The following is a 16,094-nucleotide window of genomic DNA, read 5'->3' as shown; positions in this document are numbered from 1 at the left end:
CGGTGCCACAATGCGAAATCGCCGCGTGTGGGTCAATTCCCGGATGTGACATCCGTCACATCCGCGTTCAGGACCCGCCCCGCAAGCGCGCGCGTAATTTCTCTCTTTTCCGACAGGGCCAGGTGATCCAGCCGCGCCACGACCTCGGCCGCGGTTTCAAAACGCCGGTCCATGTGTTTGACAAGATAAGCAATCACGTCAGGACCGGGGTTCAGCTGTCGGTCGATGAAAAGCTTGGCCAGCACCGCGCCCAAAAGCGCATCGTCGGGCGGATCAAGCGCCACGTGATGCGCGCCCTCGATCCGGCTTTGAAGATCGGGTAGCGGTAATTGCCACAGTTTCGGCACCAAACGCCCGGTCATCAACAATGCGCGCCCTTCGGCCAGTACCAGATTGTGCAGATGAAACAGGGTTTTCTGCTGTTCGATATCGTCAGCGACCATCGGCACGTCTTCAACGGCAACAGGTGTGCGGGCCAGTTCGGGAACGTCCTGATGGCGCACGTCTCGGGCCTGGATGATCCGCCCACCGGTTTCAGCAGCCCAGACATGGGCCAGATGTGTTTTACCTGCCCCGGCAGGGCCGCTGAGTACCAGCTTATTGCCGGGCCATGACGTGGCCGAGATCATTGCAACAGCCAGCGCGTTGGCGGGGGAGACAAAGAAATCCTCACGGCCAAGCGCAGTTTTCGCCGGCAGATCGAAACTCAGTTGTTGGGCCATCTACTCGTCTTCCTGTTGCTGCCCTTCAATGCCGGTGTATAGTCGGCTGTCCAGATAGACTGAGGTCAGGAACCGGGCGACAACCCCCAGGGCGGCCGCAACAGGCACTGCGACCAGCATGCCGACAAAACCGAACAATGCGCCGAAGACCGACAGGGCAAGCAGCAGCCAGACCGGGTGCAGGCCAACCGAACTGCCAACCAGTTTAGGAGTGAGGAAATTGCCCTCGGTCACTTGGCCAAGTGCAAAGATGCCCGCGACAAGCCCGATCTGAATCCAATCGCCCCAGAACTGAAACAGGGCGAGACCGATCGCCAGCGTACCGCCGATCAACGCGCCCAGATACGGGATGAACGTCACAAGGCCAGCGATAAAGCCGACAATCAGGCCGAATTGCAGGCCAACGACCATCAGCGCCACAGCATAATAGGTGCCAAGTATCAGGCATACGGTCCCCATGCCGCGCACGAACGAGGCCAGAACGTCATCAATTTCACCTGCCAACCGCTTGATCGTGGGGGCGTGGTCACGGGGCAGCAGCTCTCCGACGCGGGCCGTCATGCGATCCCAGTCCAGCAGCATGTAGACCGTGACAACCGGGACAATGACCAACAGGAACAAGACGTTGATGGCCGAACCAAGAGAGGCTACGACCGATTGCAGAACGTCCCCGGATTTTGCTTTCAAAGTCTCGCCCAGAGAGACGAGCGCCTGATGCGAGCTTGAGTTGGTGTCCAGAATTGAAGGAAACTGCCGTTCGATAAACCCGCGTAGCTCTTGGAACAGGCTTGGAAGCACGTCGACCAGATCAACAAGCTGCGTGATCAGCGCGGGTACGACCATCAAAACGATCAGCAAAAAGCTCAGAACCCCAACGATGGTGATGATCCCCGTCGCCGCCATACGTGACAGGCCCAAAGCCTCGATCCGGTCGGCAATCGGGTCAAGGAAATATGCGATGGCGCCGCCAATGACGAATGGCAGCAGAACGTCGCCAAGCGCCCAGAGCAGCAGGGCAAAAACTGCGGTTGCAACCCCCCAGTACCTGAGTTGATCTTTCACCGGCAACGCCATGGTTGTCCCCTTGTTATCGGCTCTTGCTGGCGTTCTTGGCGTATGCGGCCTTGTGATGCAAGCTGTTCATGTCCGTCGCAATACGGGTCGTCAATCGCGCAGCGTCCCCAGCTCAGGCGTTGTATCCTTCGCTGTCTCATCAGGCCAGTTTGTGCGCCATGTTTCAGCTGACCAATGGCCGCAATGCACCGGGGGACGGTCAAACCCCGGTAGGGGCGTCACCAGCGGTGCCACGATTACGTCGTGGCGGGGCACTGCAAAATAGGGGAAGGAATAGCGTTCTCGGCCAGAACGATTCACCACGCGATGCGGCGTGGATTTGAGCCGCCCGCCTGACCATAGTTCCAGCATGTCGCCGATATTGACGACAAATCCGCCTGGTGGACAATCGGGAGCGATCCAGTCTCCGTCATGAGTTTGCACTTCCAGCCCGCCAACAGGGTCGGGTGCGATGATGGTCAGAGCGTCGGTGTCCTTGTGGGGATGGATGCCGTAGCCGTCCTCATGAGGTGCCTGAGGGGGATAGTGCAGCAGCGTCATATTTGTCATCGGATCGCGGAAAGCGTCGCGCAACTGGCGGGCGGGCAGCCCCAGACCGGTCTCTAGCGCGCCCAACAGGGTATCGGCTACACGGTCCAGTTGCGACCAGTAGCCGAGGATGACGGACTGCGCCTCAGGCACCTGTGGAGGCCAGACGTTCCGGCCGTAAAGGGCGCATTCACTACGGATCGCTGCATCATTGGCCACTTCGTAATGCAGCTTGTATCCTTCATATTTGTCCGCCGTGCCAGACCCATCATTCGGAGTGAAAAATCCCAAGGGGATGAAACCGCGATAGTTTTCGCGGGTGATCGCCTGTTCCCATTTCGCATCTTCGTCGATTTCAAAGATGGCCTGCACGCAGGTGCGCATGCGTTGGATTGTATCGGGGGATATCTCGGTTCCAGAGATCGACAGAAACCCGATATCCGCGCAGGCATCCATCACTTGCCTGACGGTCAGGTCATAGCCCGGATGTCCTTTGTCGCTCAGCGGGGTGATGTCAATCGTTGGAATGCGGCCCATCAGTGAATCCTGACACCTTGGCGGTTAAGCTCGGTATGAACTGGCGCAAGGTTCAATGCGTGAAGCTCTTGATTGCTTTTCAGCGACAAAGCGGCAGCAATACCTGCGCCCTGACCCATAACCGCACAGCACGCCATGTTCCGCGTGGCGGCATGGGCCACCTTGTCAGCGCCGTGCGAACGGCCCGCGACCAACAGCCCCTTTATCCCTTTCGGCAACATCGAACGATAGGGCACTTGCATGTACCGCCCTGTGGTTGGCAGAATTAGGATGCCATAACCATCTATGAATTCTGGGTAAATGCCGATCGTGTCCTCGAACCGGCCCTGATGACGGGCGTCGTCCTCGGTCATGTTGTAGACCGCGTCGATCTTGCGTGTGTCCCGGATGCCAATTGTCATACCAAAGTTCCGCAGCCGGGCGTTTTCACAACCCGGCATAAAGCGGCGCAGCGCGTCGATGGCGAGCATGGCCTGCCTGCGGCCCTCGATCTCTCCGCGTGTCAGGCTATCGGGGTCAGTTCCGTCAATTTCGGCGAGGTGGATGAGGTTCATATAGGTCAGCTCGCCCGTGTCGTGCATCGCGCCCCAGGTGCCTGCGATCGTGTTCAGATGCGGCGGGATCAGCCCCTGTTCGATAGCCTGCTGAAACGGCTTGTGCACAAAGGGCGAGAACATGTCGTCCTCTTTTCCGCTGGTTTCGATATTCCACTCTCCGCCACCGCCCCAATCCTTGTAGGTTTGCGGGTCGGCCTTTACGCCCTCCATAAAGGCCCGTTTGTCCACACCAGCCAGATGAAACATGACCGAAGCAGCCATCATCTCTTCGCGTGCGGTTTTGTAGGTCGGAGCACCCGCGCGATGGGCCACGTCGGCGTCTCCGGTCGCATCGATCACGACCTTGGCCAGGATCGCTTCGCGCCCGGACTTGGATTCGGTGATGATGCCGGTGATGCGGTCGCCCTCCATGATGGGCGCGACGAATTGACGGTGCAGCATCGGATGCACACCAGCCTCTTCGACCAGCTTGTCGGCGACCAGTTTGAACCCTTCGCTGTCCAGCTCATAGCTGAGTGACTGGCTTTCCGGCACCGCTGCACCCATGTCCTTAGCGCGGGTCTCGAACTCCATGCCGATGCCGCCTGCTTCGACCGTCTGTTCGTGGCGATACCAGGCGAACCCTTCGACACCCACGGCGGTGATGTTGCCCCCCATACAGCCGAACCGGTCGACAAGGGACACCTCGGCCCCGGCACGCGCTGCGGCCAACGCGGCGGCCAGCCCGGCGGGTCCGGACCCAACGACCAGGACGTCGGTCTGATGGACAACGGGGATTTGACGGGCGGGTTCCTGAATGGTCTGCATCGGTGCCTCGGAAATTTACATTTCTGTCACAATTGAAGAACCTGACTGACGGGTCAATTCAAAAAGCCACCTGACCTGAGGGCGGCAAAATCACCAATGCCGATTGCCCCCGGCGGGGCTTTGCAATAAGCAGCTTTGAAGTCCAAATTCACCTTTAAAGGTTCAAAATGCGCCTCAGCCGTTACTTTCTGCCCGTTCTCAAGGAAACCCCGTCCGAGGCCCAGATCGTCAGCCACCGGCTGATGCTGCGCGCCGGGATGATCAAGCAGGCCGCAGCCGGAATTTATTCGTGGCTGCCGCTGGGTTTCAAAGTCCTGCGTAAACTGGAAAACATCGTGCACGAGGAACAGGCGCGGGCAGGGCATATCGCGATCCAGATGCCGATTTTGCAATCGGCCGACCTGTGGCGTGAATCCGGCCGCTATGATGATTATGGTCAGGAAATGCTGCGGATGCAGGACCGCCATGGCCGCGACATGCTATATACGCCGACCGCCGAAGAGTTGGTGACCGATATCTTCCGTGGCCATGTCAGCAGCTATAAAGACCTGCCGCTGACGCTGTATCAAATCCAATGGAAATTCCGCGACGAGATCCGCCCGCGTTTCGGCGTGATGCGTGGACGCGAGTTCTATATGAAGGACGGGTACAATTTTGACCTGACCAAAGAGGACGCGCTGCACGCCTATAACCGCCATCTGGTTAGCTATCTGCGCACGTATGAACGTATGGGTCTGCAAGCGATCCCGATGCGTGCCGACTCTGGCCCCATTGGCGGTGATGATACGCATGAATTTCTGGTTCTGGCCGATACGGGTGAGTCTGAGGTGTTCTATGACAGTGCCGTGACCGACCTGACGTTTGGTGACCGTGACATTGATTACGATAACCGCGAGCAATGTCAGGCGATCCTCGAGGAGTTTACCTCGAAATATGCGCGAACGGACGAAACCCATGACGAGGCGTTGTTCAATCAAGTTCCCGAGGAACGTCGCCGAGTGGCGCGTGGGATCGAAGTTGGTCAAATCTTCTATTTTGGCACCAAATACTCCGAACCTCTGGGCGCGACCGTGCAAGGGCCTGACGGCAAACCGGTTCCCGTTCACATGGGCAGCCACGGCATCGGTGTTAGCCGCCTGATCGGCGCGATCATCGAAGCCAGCCATGACGACAAGGGCATCATCTGGCCTGAAGGTGTCACGCCGTTCCATTGCGGTATCGTCAATCTGAAACAAGGTGATGAAGAAGCGGATGCAGCCTGTAACAAAATCTATGACGCTCTGACCGCGCTGGGGCTTGAGCCGCTCTATGATGACCGGAACGAGCGGGCAGGCGGCAAGTTCGCCACCATGGACCTGATCGGTCTGCCTTGGCGCATCACCGTTGGCCCGAGGGGGTTGAAAAACGGCGTGGTCGAGCTGACCTGCCGCCGGACCGGCGAAAGCGAAGAACTGAGCCCCGAAGCCGCCGTTACAAAAGTTGCCGAAATCTATGAGCAAATTGCCTGAACAGGATCAACGGCCGCTGATCTCGGTCGTTACGGTAACGCGAAACCTGATCGAAGCAGGGCGCGGGGAACAAATCCTCGCTGCCCTCGACAGTGTTCAGGATCAAAAGTTCCGCGACATCGAGCATGTGGTTTGGGACGGCCAATCCGACGACGGCACGCAAGAACTTTTGAAGGCCGCGATTCAAAAGATAGCGGACACTGAAAACCCCATTCCCGTGCAATATATCTGCGATGCAGACATAAGCCTTTACGATGCGATGAACCAGGCGGTTCAGCGGTGCGCGGGTGAGTATATTCTTTTCCTCAATTCGGATGACTTGCTTGCGGGCGCCGACAGCCTGCTGGATGTTCAAAAAGCGCTTGAGCCTGACAAACCGGACTTTGTTTACGGTGAGACGGTCTTTTTTGATGATGAGGGCAATCGCCGCCACGCTCGCCGGCTTACGCCGAAATCCATCCTGCAACGCCTGCCATTCGGCCATAATGCGATGGTTTTGAAAAAGGCGGTTTTTCAGGAAATGGGTGGTCATGACCTGCAGTTCCGCATTGCCGCGGATTATGACATGGTCTTGCGGATGATTTTATCTGGCCATTCCGGCCATCGGTTGCAGCGGCCAATATCGCTGTTTCGGATCGGAGGAGTGTCAGCAGACACAGATGCCGCAGGTGCCGAAATGGCCGCAGTCTGGCTGAAAAACTATAGCCAGTTCTGCGATATGTCTGGATATACCGACGCACAAAGGATTGGATGGTACAGGCAGGGCCATCTGCCAGTACGGGTTTCAGGTGCTATTTTGTTGAAAACGCTGTCGCGCCCGGCCATTGCCCGTGCCGCGTTCTACAGCCTGACAAAGACGCTGCGCCGCAAAGCACAGTTCTGGCGTAGCTACTAGGTCTGTTACGGTTTTGGCCGTTTCGTCAGAATGTCGCCATCTGCAGTGTTCCCGCGTGCCACGACGATCGGGCGCCCGAGGCGTTTGACCAATTCACGCAGTTCGAACCCAAGAAAGCGTATCCCGCACACTCTTTCCCCGGTTTTGCGGTCCGTGATACACAAGCGCCCGTCGCGGAATGCCAGACGGTATCCTTTTTCCTTTAGGATGTCAGCCAAGCTTGCCCAACTTGCCGCAGTGTCAAACACAGGGCGAATTGTTGCACGCAAAAGCGCTGCAGTTTCACAATCAAGTTCTGAAGATGCCTTTCGGACCAAAGTCGGGTCCAAAAAAACCGTATTACTCTTTACTAACATGAGCGTCTCCCGCTCTTAAAATGGTATCCCCCTTGTATTCAGGGTGACAAAATTTCTAAAAATTGGCAAAAGGCGAAATATAATTGCTGAAGAAATTGTTGCATTTTGAGTTCAGTCCCTCACGCAACGGCCTTTTTGACTTCATACCTGAAACAATTCTGGGATGTCTGTGAAGCGCGTCACAACCAAGGGTATAAGGTTGCGCGCCGATATCACCTCTGACCAGATCAATTGCGATGGTTTTTCGTATGATTCGTGTCGAAGACTATGCGCAGCGGTCGCGGAAACGCCCATCCGGACGCAGGGGGTGGATATCAACTTGACCATCCAAGGAAATGCCGAAAGTGTCGCGCCAAACAAAACCAACCGGAGCAGATATGGCCAAGACGCCCCCGCCCTTTGCCCCCTTTGAATGGAAGATCGCCTGGCGATACCTGCGTGCCCGCCGGGCCGAGGGCGGCGTCAGCGTGATGACCTGGATTTCACTCATCGGAATCACGCTGGCCGTATTTGCCCTGATTGCGACCTTGGCTGTGCGGTCCGGCTTCCGGGCCGAGTTCGTGGGCACCATTCTCGGCGCCAATGCGCATGTCACGGTTTATTCGGCGGGCAATTTTGATGCTCAGGGTCGGCTGGATCGCACCATTGCGAATTATGATGGCGTGGCCGACCGCATCGCACAGGTTCCCGGTGTAGAGCGTGCAGCGCCCTTGGTGAAAGGGCAGGTACTGATCACCAATCGCGAGCGCAGCAACGGGGTTGAGGTGTTTGGCATTCAACCGGATGACCTGCTGGACCTGCCCGGCGTTGCGGAAAGCGAACAGGCCGTGGGTGATCTGTCCGAGTTTCAGAATGGCGAAGATGTCATTGCCATCGGGTCAGGTGTCGCACGGGGTATCGGGGCAACGGTTGGGGACACGATCAAGCTGACCTCGCCCAACGGAGTGAAGACGGCCTTTGGTACGTCGCCGCGCGTAAATGCGTATCGGGTCGTCTATGTGTTCTCGGCCGGGCGATATGATATCGACAGGACGCGCGTGTATATGCCCTTCGAACAGGCGCAGAGCTTTTTCAACCGCGAAGGTGTGGCTGACGAGATCGAGGTAATGGTCGAGCGGCCCGAAGAATTGACGCCGATCCTGATCCCAATCCTCGAAGCCGCCGGAGAGCGCAGCCAGATATGGACGTGGCAGGACGCATCCGGCGGGTTTCTGCGGGCGCTTGAGGTTGAAGACAACGTGATGTTCATCATCCTGTCTATCCTGGTTCTGATCGCCGCGATGAATATCGTTTCGGGTCTGATCATGCTGGTAAAGAACAAAGGGCGCGATATCGGCATCCTGCGTACCATTGGGCTGAGCGAAGGCTCGGTCCTGCGCGTCTTCTTCATTTGCGGTGCGTTCACAGGGATCATCGGTACTGCTTTGGGTGTGCTGCTGGGATGCCTGTTTGCGATCTATATTGATCCGATATTCTCATTCGTGAACTACATCATGGGTGGCGGCGTTTGGGACCCGTCCATTCGCGGTATCTATGCCCTGCCTGCCGAGTTGCACCTGTCGGATGTGCTCAAGGCGATTGGTTTATCATTGGGGTTGTCGTTCTTTGTTACCTATTTCCCGGCGCGCCGCGCGGCGCGGCTGAATCCGGTTGAGGCGCTGCGGTATGAATGATGTGACGATGCGGTTGAACGGGCTGGTCAAGACCTACCTGAAGGGCACGCCGGGTGAAGTTCAAGTGCTGCGCGGTGCTGATCTGGAGTTGCGCGCGGGCGAAGCTGTTGCACTGGTGGCGCCATCCGGGGCGGGTAAGTCTACCCTGTTGCACATCGCGGGGTTGCTGGACACGCCAGATGCCGGGTCCGTGGAAATCGCGGGGAAGACTGTCAACGGCAAGGGGGATCGGACCCGCACGGCGATCCGACGGCAGGACGTAGGCTTTGTTTATCAGTTCCACCACCTGCTGCCCGAGTTCACGGCACTGGAAAATATCACCCTGCCACAACTGGCCAACGGTGTGTCCGAGAAGGCGGCCCAAGATAGGGCGATGTCCTTGTTGGACCGCGTTGGTGTTGCGCCGCGCGCGCATCACCGTCCAGCGGCTTTGTCAGGGGGTGAACAACAACGCGTGGCATTCTGCCGAGCGCTGGCCAACACCCCCAAAATCTTGCTGGCCGATGAACCAACCGGAAATCTGGACCCCGAAACATCTGATCAGGTGTTTGACGCGCTGATGGCGCTGGTGCGGGAAGAAGGGCTGTCAGCGCTGATTGCCACGCACAACATGGACCTTGCCGCCCGGATGGACCGTAAACTGCGATTGGAAGGTGGGGTGCTCAGGCAAGTTGAGTGATGGGCTCCGCCAGTCGGCATGATGAAGACGTATTGTATTATTGCCACTGCTGATCTGCTTCGTTGATCTGGATCATTGTGCCAAGAACCGCAGCGAGCAAGCCTGTAAATGTCAATCGTGACAGGAGGATGCGATGAGCAGACAGCTACTTCGTATAGCTGCTATCGGAACACTGATGGCAACTACACAGGCCGCGGCGCAGGACGTCGGGGAAGGGGCCGAGTTGTACCGGCACTTTTGTGCAACGTGCCACGGGATCGATGCAGCCGGGCAAGGCCCAATGGCCGGTGTTCTGTTGATTCCACCACCGGACCTGACGAAACTGGCCAACGAAGATGGCGTATTCCCAACCGCCCGCGTGGTGGCGCGTATCGATGGGCGCGACCCATTGGTCAGCCATGGTAGCCCGATGCCGGTCTATGGGCCTTACTTTGACGGGCAGGATACCTCAATGAAAACGCCAGAGGGGCAGCCGATTCTGACAAGCCAGCCGATCGTGGATTTGGTCGCCTATCTCGAAACGCTGCAAGGGCAGTAGTTCTTATCTGCAAATGCCTTCGGTCTTGGCCCCGTTCCACGGGATCACGATGTCGCGGTCACGTGACTGCTCTGGCAGTGGTGACAGATCGAAATGTACGCTCAGCATGTCGTGAATTCGCTGGGTTCTGGGTGCCTTTGGGTCCAGCGCCCGGCAGCAGACGTATTCCTCGACGATCGCGCCTTGCTGTTCAAATCCATAGGACAAGAAGTTCGGCGATGTGTTGAGATCGAACAGGTACGGGTCCGAGTTGCCGCCATGTTCGGCTGCGGCGCGCAGCGGGTGATAGCCGGTGGTTTCCCGGTTTTGCCATTGCCAGACATGGGTCAACTCATGCGCAAGAAGCATCGCTGCAATCAGGTTCATCTGTTCGGGGAATTCGGACATATAGTCCTCAAGATACCAGTCGCGGGTGAAATAAACCCGATTGAACAGGGCAACGGCGGCCGGTTTTGCGGTCACTATGCCTTCTTCAGAAGGCGGCAGAATGCGTTCGCGGCAGGCGAGGCGGGGCCGTGATTTGCGATAAAAGGTAACCGGCGCGACCGGAGCCCCCTCGACCAGGCGCACACGGTCCAGGTTGAGCGTCTCACCCTGAACGGTATCGGCAAAGCTGCGTTCCTGCTCGGTCAACGGGCGACCGCAGGACACTAGCAAAACAAGAGCCATCATCAGGATGCGACAGGTCATGATCAGAGCCTAATGGCAAGCACCCGCACTGCAACTGCTTTTCACAGGGTCATTGCCAAAACGCGGCTGATTTCTGTCAGTGATCGTCCGAACTCATCCAAGTGCTGGCAGCTTATTGCACGGCCATCATCGCCTAATAGTTTTGTTACCCGTGCCGCAACACGAAGAGTGGCCGGATAGGGTTAGGCGTGCTAATTGGATGATCACGCTTAATCTTCGAGGGTCTCTGAATGTATCTGGCCTATGTTACAACCACCGACCGCGGCGCGACCGATCGGCTTCTGAGTGAAGTTGCACAGCATCTACTGGCCGCTGACGCGCATCTTGCCGGCGTGGTGCAAACCAACACCGAATGCACCGATAGCAGCAAATGCGACATGGACGTCCGCGTGTTGCCAGACGGTGAGATGATACGTATCTCACAGTCACTGGGCGAACATTCGCGCGGCTGCCGACTGGACCCGGCGGCATTGGAGCAGGCAGTTGGATTGGTTACAAATTCGCTGGAAGACGCCCCGCAACTGCTGATCATCAACAAGTTCGGCAAGCATGAGGCTGACGGGCGCGGCTTTCGTCCTGTGATTGCCGAGGCACTGGCAAAGGACATTCCGGTTCTGGTTGGTGTGAATGGTCTGAACAGTGAAAAATTTCAGGAGTTTGCGGGTGGCGCTGCCGAACAGATCGCGGCTGACCTTGAATCTATTGTAGCGTGGTTTGACAGGGTTGACGCACAGCGGGTAGCAGCGGCCTGACGGAGACTACCCTTGTCTCGCAAATTTTGCAGATTGACCTACGTCGGGCTTCGGTCGATGGCGCCTGTCACGATGCTTTTTTAGCAATCAATCCAGAAAGATCTTCTTCAACTCATTGATACCCAATTGCAAAAATCTCAATTCTAGATGCTTTCTCTCAGGCCTTGCCAATTTATGAAATGCTACGGTTTTGCGCTTCCAGAAAGCGATTATGCGCTGTGGTAAGAGCTTCATCATTCTACAAAGAAGATGGTGGGCGACCCTGGAATCGAACCAGGCGTGCGTCTCCGCGAGGGAGTTACAGTCCCCTGCCACACCTTGCGGCCTGTCGCCCACTGTCAGGCGTTGACCTGACGTGGAGGCGTGATTACTAGCGCCTTGAAGGAGCGTCAACAGGAAAATTTCGCTTTGACGCAGGAAACCGAAGTCCCGGCCCGGAGGCCCATGAAATGAAGAAACCCAAATGGGTCGTCGAAAAGGAACAGGCGCGCAAGGCGGCAGCAGCGGAAACCGTCTGGCTGTTCGGCATACACGCCGTGCGCGACGCGTTGATGAACCCCAACCGGCAGAAGTTGCGCCTGATCGTCACGCGGAATGCGCGGGACAAATTGGCCGAAGCCATTGAATTTGCGGGGATTGAGGCCGAAATGGTTGATCCGCGCAAGTTTACTGCGCCGATTGATCCGGGCTCTGTTCATCAGGGCGCTGCTCTTGAGGTCAAACCTCTGGAGTGGGGCGGTTTGGCGGAAAACTGCATTGGCCGTGAGCATCCACGCGTGCTTTTGCTGGATCGGGTAACAGATCCTCACAATGTCGGGGCGATCCTGCGCTCGGCCGAAGTATTGGGGGCCAGTGCGGTCATCGGCACCCGGCACCACTCGGCGCCCGAAACGGGTGCATTGGCCAAAACCGCCAGCGGCGCGCTGGAGCGTCAACCCTATCTTCGGGTCCGCAATCTGGCGGATAAAATTGTTGAGTTACAAAACATGGGTTTCCTGGTGCTGGGGCTGGATGGAGAGGCCGACCAGACCATTGAAACGGCCTTGGGTGGCAAGCTGGATCAGCCAGTTGCGCTGGTGCTAGGGGCCGAAGGGCCAGGCCTGCGGCAAAAAACCAAGGAAACTGTTGATCAACTGGTGAAAATCGACGCAGCCGGGGGTTTTGGGTCGCTTAACGTCTCAAATGCAGCCGCAATCGCCCTATATGCCTCAAGGCACAAGTAGACAGGAGAGCCCCCATTCCAAGCCCGTCCAAAATCGTCACCTGCTGTTACTGTGGGACCCGCGCTGCGTTGGTTCTGAGGGGGCAGAAACGCCACGAACTAAGCTGTTCAAGTTGTGGGGCGCCGCTGCATGACATCAAAATGGTGCCCAAGCGCAAGCTGAACGACGAAAAGATAAAACGAGACGTCAAGAACGCGCCCACGGCATACCGGAAGAACAAAAAGAAGAAGAGAAAGGCCATTTTTTCTCGCTTTCTGGAAGAGGCATGGGATGTCGTCGAGGATATCTTTGATTAAAGCGGCCTCAGAGTCGTTTTGATGATCACAAACCCGTTAACTGGGGTTTCGCAAAGGCGCAAGAATTGCAATTTGATTATTTGAAAGGATCAAATTGATTTCTGCCATGCTTACTCGTCGTTTTCTGTTGGCCGCAGCGGCCGCCTCCATGATCGCACCTGCCGCCACAGCGCAGGATATGCCGTTTTTCTTTGTTGCAGAAGACGCGGCTATGGCGGGGTATGACGTGGTGTCATACTTTGACGCGAATGCGCCTATTCAAGGCAAATCGGAACACGCAGTTGTGTGGCGGGGGGCTAAATGGCAATTCTCAACCGCCGAAAACCGTGAGGCATTCGAGCGTGATCCACGCGCCTTTGCGCCTCAGTTCGGTGGCTACTGCGCTTACGCAATGGCCCACGGATCACTAACCGGTTCTGACCCGATGGCCTGGCAAGTCGTTGGCGGACGGCTGTATATGACCCATTCATTGGAAGTTGAACGGATGTGGCGCACCGACTCGGCTGAGTATATCCGCAAGGCCGAAGCGCATTGGCCCGGAATTCTTCACAACAAATGAGCAAATTGTCGATTTTTGTGAATTGTCATCACAAAAATTTGCTCAACCTCTTTTTTTCTCTGATCATATGCCTAAATGACACAGTGACCGCGGAACGGAACTGCCGCGGGTCATTTCACTGTCCCTCGTTCCAACAACTGGCGCTCAGGCACGGCCTGGGCGCTTTTTTCTTTTGGTTTGCCAGAATATGGTGCGGCGATGACAGAGTATCCTGATAAATATCTGAAAGAGATTCTGCAGCGTACCAAGGTGGTCGCTGTAGTTGGTGTGTCGATGAATCCGGTGCGGCCAAGCTATTACGTGGCGCGGTATCTATCGTTGAAAGGGTTTACGGTTATCCCGGTCAATCCGGGCCATGCGGGGAAAGAGTTGTTCGGTCAGACCGTGCGCGCCTCATTGTCTGAGATTTCCGAGCCGGTTGATATGGTCGATATCTTCCGCCGGTCCGAGGCGGTGCCGCCAATCGTCGACGAAGCCTTGGACGTGCTGCCAAAACTACGCACGGTTTGGATGCAGATCGGGGTGGAAAACGCCGATGCCGCCGCCAAGGCGCAAGGTCAGGGTATGGACGTGATCATGAACAGATGCCCAAAAATCGAGTATCAACGCCTGTTTGGTGAACTGCGCATGGGTGGATTTGCGACCGGCGTGATCTCTTCCAAAATCTGATCTTACTCACTGACGTAGGGTAAAAGCTCACCATATTGCTCGACGCGGCGTTGCTGCAACACGGCGTCACGCGGCACCCATTCATATTTCGTGTCTTCCACCAGCGGAGACCAGAACAACACCCCACCGTATCGCCAGGGATCCAGCACTACACCGTCATACAGTGTTTCGCCTCTGCGGCTGATAATCGCGGTGCTGTGGTCGATCCTGAACGGGTTGTCCGCATTGGCGATGGCGCGATGCAATTCGAGCGTCTGGAAGTTCTCTTGCTTGAGCCGGCGCTCAATATCCTCGGCCCAGTGCCAGCACAGCCCCCGCGGGCGCAGGCCCTTGTTGACCTTGGCGTTGTGGATCAACGGGGGGTCAGTGATTTGGTATTCCTGCACCAGTTGCGCCGTATAGGAATAGGCGATCTGAGAGGCACGGTTTGCCTCTTCCGGGTCAACATCCGGCCCAAGACTGAGGATTTCACTGGCGAGTCGCTGCACTTCGTTCCCGGTTGACGGGGGCGGGGCCGCGCATGCGGTCAGCGTCGCAAAGGCCAGCATAGCTGCCATAATCCTGATCATCCCTTGGCCCTATGATCCGTTGACTGTCAAACCTGATCATAAAGGTGAGGACGAGTTGACGGAACCCTGTCGTTCAGCCCTTGGGGCGCGCAGCTTTTTCTGCGATGCCGCTGACCCCTTTCCGCCGTTCCAACTCGTTCAGGACGTCATCCAGCGCGACATTGCGTGCCGCCAGCATGACCAGCAAGTGATATAGCACATCCGCCGCTTCGGCTGTGAGGCCCGCCCTGTCACCCTTGACGGCTTCGATGATGGCTTCTACTGCCTCTTCCCCGAATTTTTCGGCGCATTTTTCGGGACCTTTCGCCAACAATTTGGCGGTCCAGCTGGAGTCGGGATCAGCATCCTTGCGGGCCTCGATGGTGGCGGAGAGATCGCTTAGAATGCTCATGTTAACCTCATCGGGATGCCCGCAGCGGCCATGTGTTCCTTGGCTTCACGGATCGTATATTCGCCGAAGTGAAAGATCGAGGCTGCCAGAACCGCGCTTGCGCCACCTTGCGTCACGCCTTCGACCAGATGATCCAGATTGCCCACCCCGCCCGAAGCGATCACGGGTACATCCACCGCATCCGAGATGGCGCGTGTCAGCGGCAGGTTAAACCCGGCCTTGGTGCCGTCCCGGTCCATCGAGGTCAGCAAGATTTCACCTGCGCCTTTGGCGACGACAGTTTTGGCAAACTCCACGGCGTCGATGCCGGTGGGCTTGCGACCGCCATGGGTGAAAATCTCCCACTTACCGGGGCTGACGGTCTTGGCGTCGATGGCGCAGACGATGCATTGGCTTCCGAATTGATCCGCTGCCTGGGCGACCACGTCCGGGTTTGCCACTGCGGCAGAATTGAAACTTACCTTGTCCGCTCCGGCCAGAAGCAGGGCCCGAACATCTTCCTTGGTGCGCACGCCACCGCCTACAGTCAGAGGGACAAAACACTGCTCGGCCGTGCGTTGAACCACGTCGAACATGGTGCCTCGGTTTTCGTGGGTGGCGTGAATGTCCAGAAAGCAAATCTCATCCGCGCCGGCGGCGTCGTAGGCCTTGGCCGATTCCACCGGGTCGCCTGCATCACGCAGGCCCACGAAGTTCACGCCTTTAACCACACGGCCATCAGCGACATCGAGGCAGGGTATGATGCGAGTTTTTAGCATGGCGGCATCCTTTGTTGCCGCACCTCTAACGATAATGCCCCGCCGATGCCAGTGCCGAACAGCGTGACACCGGCCAAACGACGGATGCCTGTCCTTCAGTCAGTCGTTGCGCAGTATCTTGAGAGCTGACAACAGGTTGGCCTTGTCATCTGTCCAAGGAACCCGACCGTCCGCAACCAAAGGCTGCCACTCCTCGTCTTCGACAAATGCGTCGATGCGGCTTTTGTCACGGCTCGGCTAAAATTGGATCGCTTCTTGGATAATCAGATGCAGGGGAATTGCATAAGGTCTGTGACACAGAAGTAGGCGGGGC

At 57.1% G+C, this 16,094-nt stretch carries 19 protein-coding genes and 1 tRNA gene; 10 read left to right on the top strand and 10 right to left on the bottom strand.

Annotated features, from left to right (window positions below; genetic code table 11):
* Window positions 1–32: 32 nt before the first annotated feature.
* The 4 genes from LCM21_RS11375 to LCM21_RS11360 form a co-directional block, all read right to left on the bottom strand.
* On the bottom strand, window positions 33–722 hold the full coding sequence (locus tag LCM21_RS11375; protein WP_224890712.1) for a P-loop NTPase family protein: 690 nt from the start codon (window positions 720–722) through the stop codon (window positions 33–35).
* Window positions 723–1,796, bottom strand: coding sequence for an AI-2E family transporter (locus LCM21_RS11370; protein WP_224890711.1), 1,074 nt, complete (start codon window positions 1,794–1,796; stop codon window positions 723–725).
* A gap of 90 nt (window positions 1,797–1,886) precedes the next feature.
* Window positions 1,887–2,861, bottom strand: a complete 975-nt coding sequence (locus tag LCM21_RS11365; protein WP_224890710.1) for an isopenicillin N synthase family dioxygenase — start codon at window positions 2,859–2,861, stop codon at window positions 1,887–1,889.
* Window positions 2,861–4,225 carry an FAD-dependent oxidoreductase gene (locus LCM21_RS11360; protein WP_224890709.1) on the bottom strand — a complete coding sequence of 455 codons (1,365 nt, stop codon included), beginning with the start codon at window positions 4,223–4,225 and terminating at the stop codon, window positions 2,861–2,863. The genes LCM21_RS11365 and LCM21_RS11360 overlap by 1 nt, the downstream gene beginning before the upstream one ends.
* A gap of 167 nt (window positions 4,226–4,392) precedes the next feature.
* Between LCM21_RS11360 and proS the strand changes: the two genes are divergently transcribed.
* Window positions 4,393–5,733 (top strand): proline--tRNA ligase, encoded by a 1,341-nt coding sequence (gene proS, locus LCM21_RS11355; RefSeq protein ID WP_224890708.1) that lies wholly within the window; start codon window positions 4,393–4,395, stop codon window positions 5,731–5,733.
* A complete protein-coding gene (locus LCM21_RS11350; RefSeq protein ID WP_224890707.1) occupies window positions 5,717–6,628 on the top strand; it encodes a glycosyltransferase family 2 protein in 912 nt (303 codons plus the stop codon). The genes proS and LCM21_RS11350 overlap by 17 nt, the downstream gene beginning before the upstream one ends.
* 5 nt (window positions 6,629–6,633) lie before the next feature.
* On the opposite strand, the gene LCM21_RS11345 is transcribed toward LCM21_RS11350, so the two are convergent.
* Window positions 6,634–6,984 carry a hypothetical protein gene (locus tag LCM21_RS11345; protein WP_224890706.1) on the bottom strand — a complete coding sequence of 117 codons (351 nt, stop codon included), beginning with the start codon at window positions 6,982–6,984 and terminating at the stop codon, window positions 6,634–6,636.
* Window positions 6,985–7,361: 377 nt separating this feature from the next.
* Here LCM21_RS11345 and LCM21_RS11340 point away from each other — a divergent pair, with 377 nt between their 5' ends.
* The 3 genes from LCM21_RS11340 to LCM21_RS11330 all read left to right on the top strand — a co-directional run bounded on the left by LCM21_RS11340 (window position 7,362) and on the right by LCM21_RS11330 (window position 9,874).
* A complete protein-coding gene (locus tag LCM21_RS11340) occupies window positions 7,362–8,657 on the top strand; it encodes a lipoprotein-releasing ABC transporter permease subunit (RefSeq protein ID WP_224890705.1) in 1,296 nt (431 codons plus the stop codon).
* Window positions 8,650–9,336: an ABC transporter ATP-binding protein gene (locus tag LCM21_RS11335; RefSeq protein WP_224890704.1), complete on the top strand. Its 687-nt coding sequence runs from the start codon at window positions 8,650–8,652 to the stop codon at window positions 9,334–9,336. The genes LCM21_RS11340 and LCM21_RS11335 overlap by 8 nt, the downstream gene beginning before the upstream one ends.
* A 133-nt stretch (window positions 9,337–9,469) precedes the next feature.
* Entirely contained in the window at window positions 9,470–9,874 is a 405-nt protein-coding gene (locus tag LCM21_RS11330; protein WP_082677456.1) for a c-type cytochrome, read from the top strand.
* A 3-nt stretch (window positions 9,875–9,877) separates the two neighbouring features.
* Here LCM21_RS11330 and LCM21_RS11325 read toward each other — a convergent pair whose 3' ends face one another.
* Window positions 9,878–10,564 (bottom strand): hypothetical protein, encoded by a 687-nt coding sequence (locus LCM21_RS11325; protein WP_068335772.1) that lies wholly within the window; start codon window positions 10,562–10,564, stop codon window positions 9,878–9,880.
* Window positions 10,565–10,794: 230 nt separating this feature from the next.
* Between LCM21_RS11325 and LCM21_RS11320 the strand changes: the two genes are divergently transcribed.
* Window positions 10,795–11,316, top strand: a complete 522-nt coding sequence (locus LCM21_RS11320; RefSeq protein WP_224890703.1) for a DUF2478 domain-containing protein — start codon at window positions 10,795–10,797, stop codon at window positions 11,314–11,316.
* 250 nt (window positions 11,317–11,566) lie between these two features.
* Here the strand turns inward: LCM21_RS11320 and LCM21_RS11315 are convergent.
* Window positions 11,567–11,650 (bottom strand) — tRNA-Tyr (locus LCM21_RS11315).
* A gap of 115 nt (window positions 11,651–11,765) precedes the next feature.
* On the opposite strand from LCM21_RS11315, the gene rlmB reads away from it, so the two are divergent.
* The 4 genes from rlmB (at window position 11,766) to LCM21_RS11295 (ending at window position 14,063) form a co-directional block, all read left to right on the top strand.
* Window positions 11,766–12,539 (top strand): 23S rRNA (guanosine(2251)-2'-O)-methyltransferase RlmB, encoded by a 774-nt coding sequence (gene rlmB / locus LCM21_RS11310; protein WP_224890702.1) that lies wholly within the window; start codon window positions 11,766–11,768, stop codon window positions 12,537–12,539.
* Window positions 12,540–12,553: 14 nt separating this feature from the next.
* Complete coding sequence (locus tag LCM21_RS20860; protein WP_224890899.1) at window positions 12,554–12,835, top strand: hypothetical protein; 282 nt, start codon at window positions 12,554–12,556, stop codon at window positions 12,833–12,835.
* Between the two features lie 106 nt (window positions 12,836–12,941).
* Window positions 12,942–13,394 (top strand): YHS domain-containing (seleno)protein, encoded by a 453-nt coding sequence (locus LCM21_RS11300; RefSeq protein WP_224890701.1) that lies wholly within the window; start codon window positions 12,942–12,944, stop codon window positions 13,392–13,394.
* A 198-nt stretch (window positions 13,395–13,592) separates the two neighbouring features.
* Window positions 13,593–14,063, top strand: coding sequence for a CoA-binding protein (locus LCM21_RS11295; protein ID WP_224890700.1), 471 nt, complete (start codon window positions 13,593–13,595; stop codon window positions 14,061–14,063).
* Between the two features lie 2 nt (window positions 14,064–14,065).
* On the opposite strand, the gene LCM21_RS11290 is transcribed toward LCM21_RS11295, so the two are convergent.
* The 3 genes from LCM21_RS11290 to hisF form a co-directional block, all read right to left on the bottom strand.
* A complete protein-coding gene (locus LCM21_RS11290) occupies window positions 14,066–14,632 on the bottom strand; it encodes a hypothetical protein (protein WP_224890699.1) in 567 nt (188 codons plus the stop codon).
* A gap of 73 nt (window positions 14,633–14,705) precedes the next feature.
* On the bottom strand, window positions 14,706–15,023 hold the full coding sequence (locus LCM21_RS11285) for a phosphoribosyl-ATP diphosphatase (RefSeq protein WP_224890698.1): 318 nt from the start codon (window positions 15,021–15,023) through the stop codon (window positions 14,706–14,708).
* The gene (gene hisF, locus LCM21_RS11280; RefSeq protein ID WP_224890697.1) at window positions 15,020–15,781 is read right to left on the bottom strand and encodes an imidazole glycerol phosphate synthase subunit HisF; all 762 of its coding nucleotides are present in this window, start codon (window positions 15,779–15,781) and stop codon (window positions 15,020–15,022) included. Before hisF ends, LCM21_RS11285 begins: the two co-directional genes overlap by 4 nt.
* Window positions 15,782–16,094 lie beyond the last annotated feature (313 nt).

This window comes from Ruegeria profundi, from assembly GCF_020171505.1.
GTDB lineage: Bacteria > Pseudomonadota > Alphaproteobacteria > Rhodobacterales > Rhodobacteraceae > Ruegeria > Ruegeria profundi.
This window is presented reverse-complemented; position numbering and strand designations above follow the sequence as displayed.

Bases quoted from the DNA above. Each gene is read 5' to 3' on its own strand.
- LCM21_RS11375 (WP_224890712.1), bottom strand. From the start codon at position 722: ATGGCCCAACAACTGAGTTTCGATCTGCCGGCGAAAACTGCGCTTGGC.
- LCM21_RS11370 (WP_224890711.1), bottom strand. From the start codon at position 1,796: ATGGCGTTGCCGGTGAAAGATCAACTCAGGTACTGGGGGGTTGCAACC.
- LCM21_RS11365 (WP_224890710.1), bottom strand. From the start codon at position 2,861: ATGGGCCGCATTCCAACGATTGACATCACCCCGCTGAGCGACAAAGGA.
- LCM21_RS11360 (WP_224890709.1), bottom strand. From the start codon at position 4,225: ATGCAGACCATTCAGGAACCCGCCCGTCAAATCCCCGTTGTCCATCAG.
- proS (WP_224890708.1), top strand. From the start codon at position 4,393: ATGCGCCTCAGCCGTTACTTTCTGCCCGTTCTCAAGGAAACCCCGTCC.
- LCM21_RS11350 (WP_224890707.1), top strand. From the start codon at position 5,717: ATGAGCAAATTGCCTGAACAGGATCAACGGCCGCTGATCTCGGTCGTT.
- LCM21_RS11345 (WP_224890706.1), bottom strand. From the start codon at position 6,984: ATGTTAGTAAAGAGTAATACGGTTTTTTTGGACCCGACTTTGGTCCGA.
- LCM21_RS11340 (WP_224890705.1), top strand. From the start codon at position 7,362: ATGGCCAAGACGCCCCCGCCCTTTGCCCCCTTTGAATGGAAGATCGCC.
- LCM21_RS11335 (WP_224890704.1), top strand. From the start codon at position 8,650: ATGAATGATGTGACGATGCGGTTGAACGGGCTGGTCAAGACCTACCTG.
- LCM21_RS11330 (WP_082677456.1), top strand. From the start codon at position 9,470: ATGAGCAGACAGCTACTTCGTATAGCTGCTATCGGAACACTGATGGCA.
- LCM21_RS11325 (WP_068335772.1), bottom strand. From the start codon at position 10,564: ATGACCTGTCGCATCCTGATGATGGCTCTTGTTTTGCTAGTGTCCTGC.
- LCM21_RS11320 (WP_224890703.1), top strand. From the start codon at position 10,795: ATGTATCTGGCCTATGTTACAACCACCGACCGCGGCGCGACCGATCGG.
- rlmB (WP_224890702.1), top strand. From the start codon at position 11,766: ATGAAGAAACCCAAATGGGTCGTCGAAAAGGAACAGGCGCGCAAGGCG.
- LCM21_RS11300 (WP_224890701.1), top strand. From the start codon at position 12,942: ATGCTTACTCGTCGTTTTCTGTTGGCCGCAGCGGCCGCCTCCATGATC.
- LCM21_RS11295 (WP_224890700.1), top strand. From the start codon at position 13,593: ATGACAGAGTATCCTGATAAATATCTGAAAGAGATTCTGCAGCGTACC.
- LCM21_RS11290 (WP_224890699.1), bottom strand. From the start codon at position 14,632: ATGATCAGGATTATGGCAGCTATGCTGGCCTTTGCGACGCTGACCGCA.
- LCM21_RS11285 (WP_224890698.1), bottom strand. From the start codon at position 15,023: ATGAGCATTCTAAGCGATCTCTCCGCCACCATCGAGGCCCGCAAGGAT.
- hisF (WP_224890697.1), bottom strand. From the start codon at position 15,781: ATGCTAAAAACTCGCATCATACCCTGCCTCGATGTCGCTGATGGCCGT.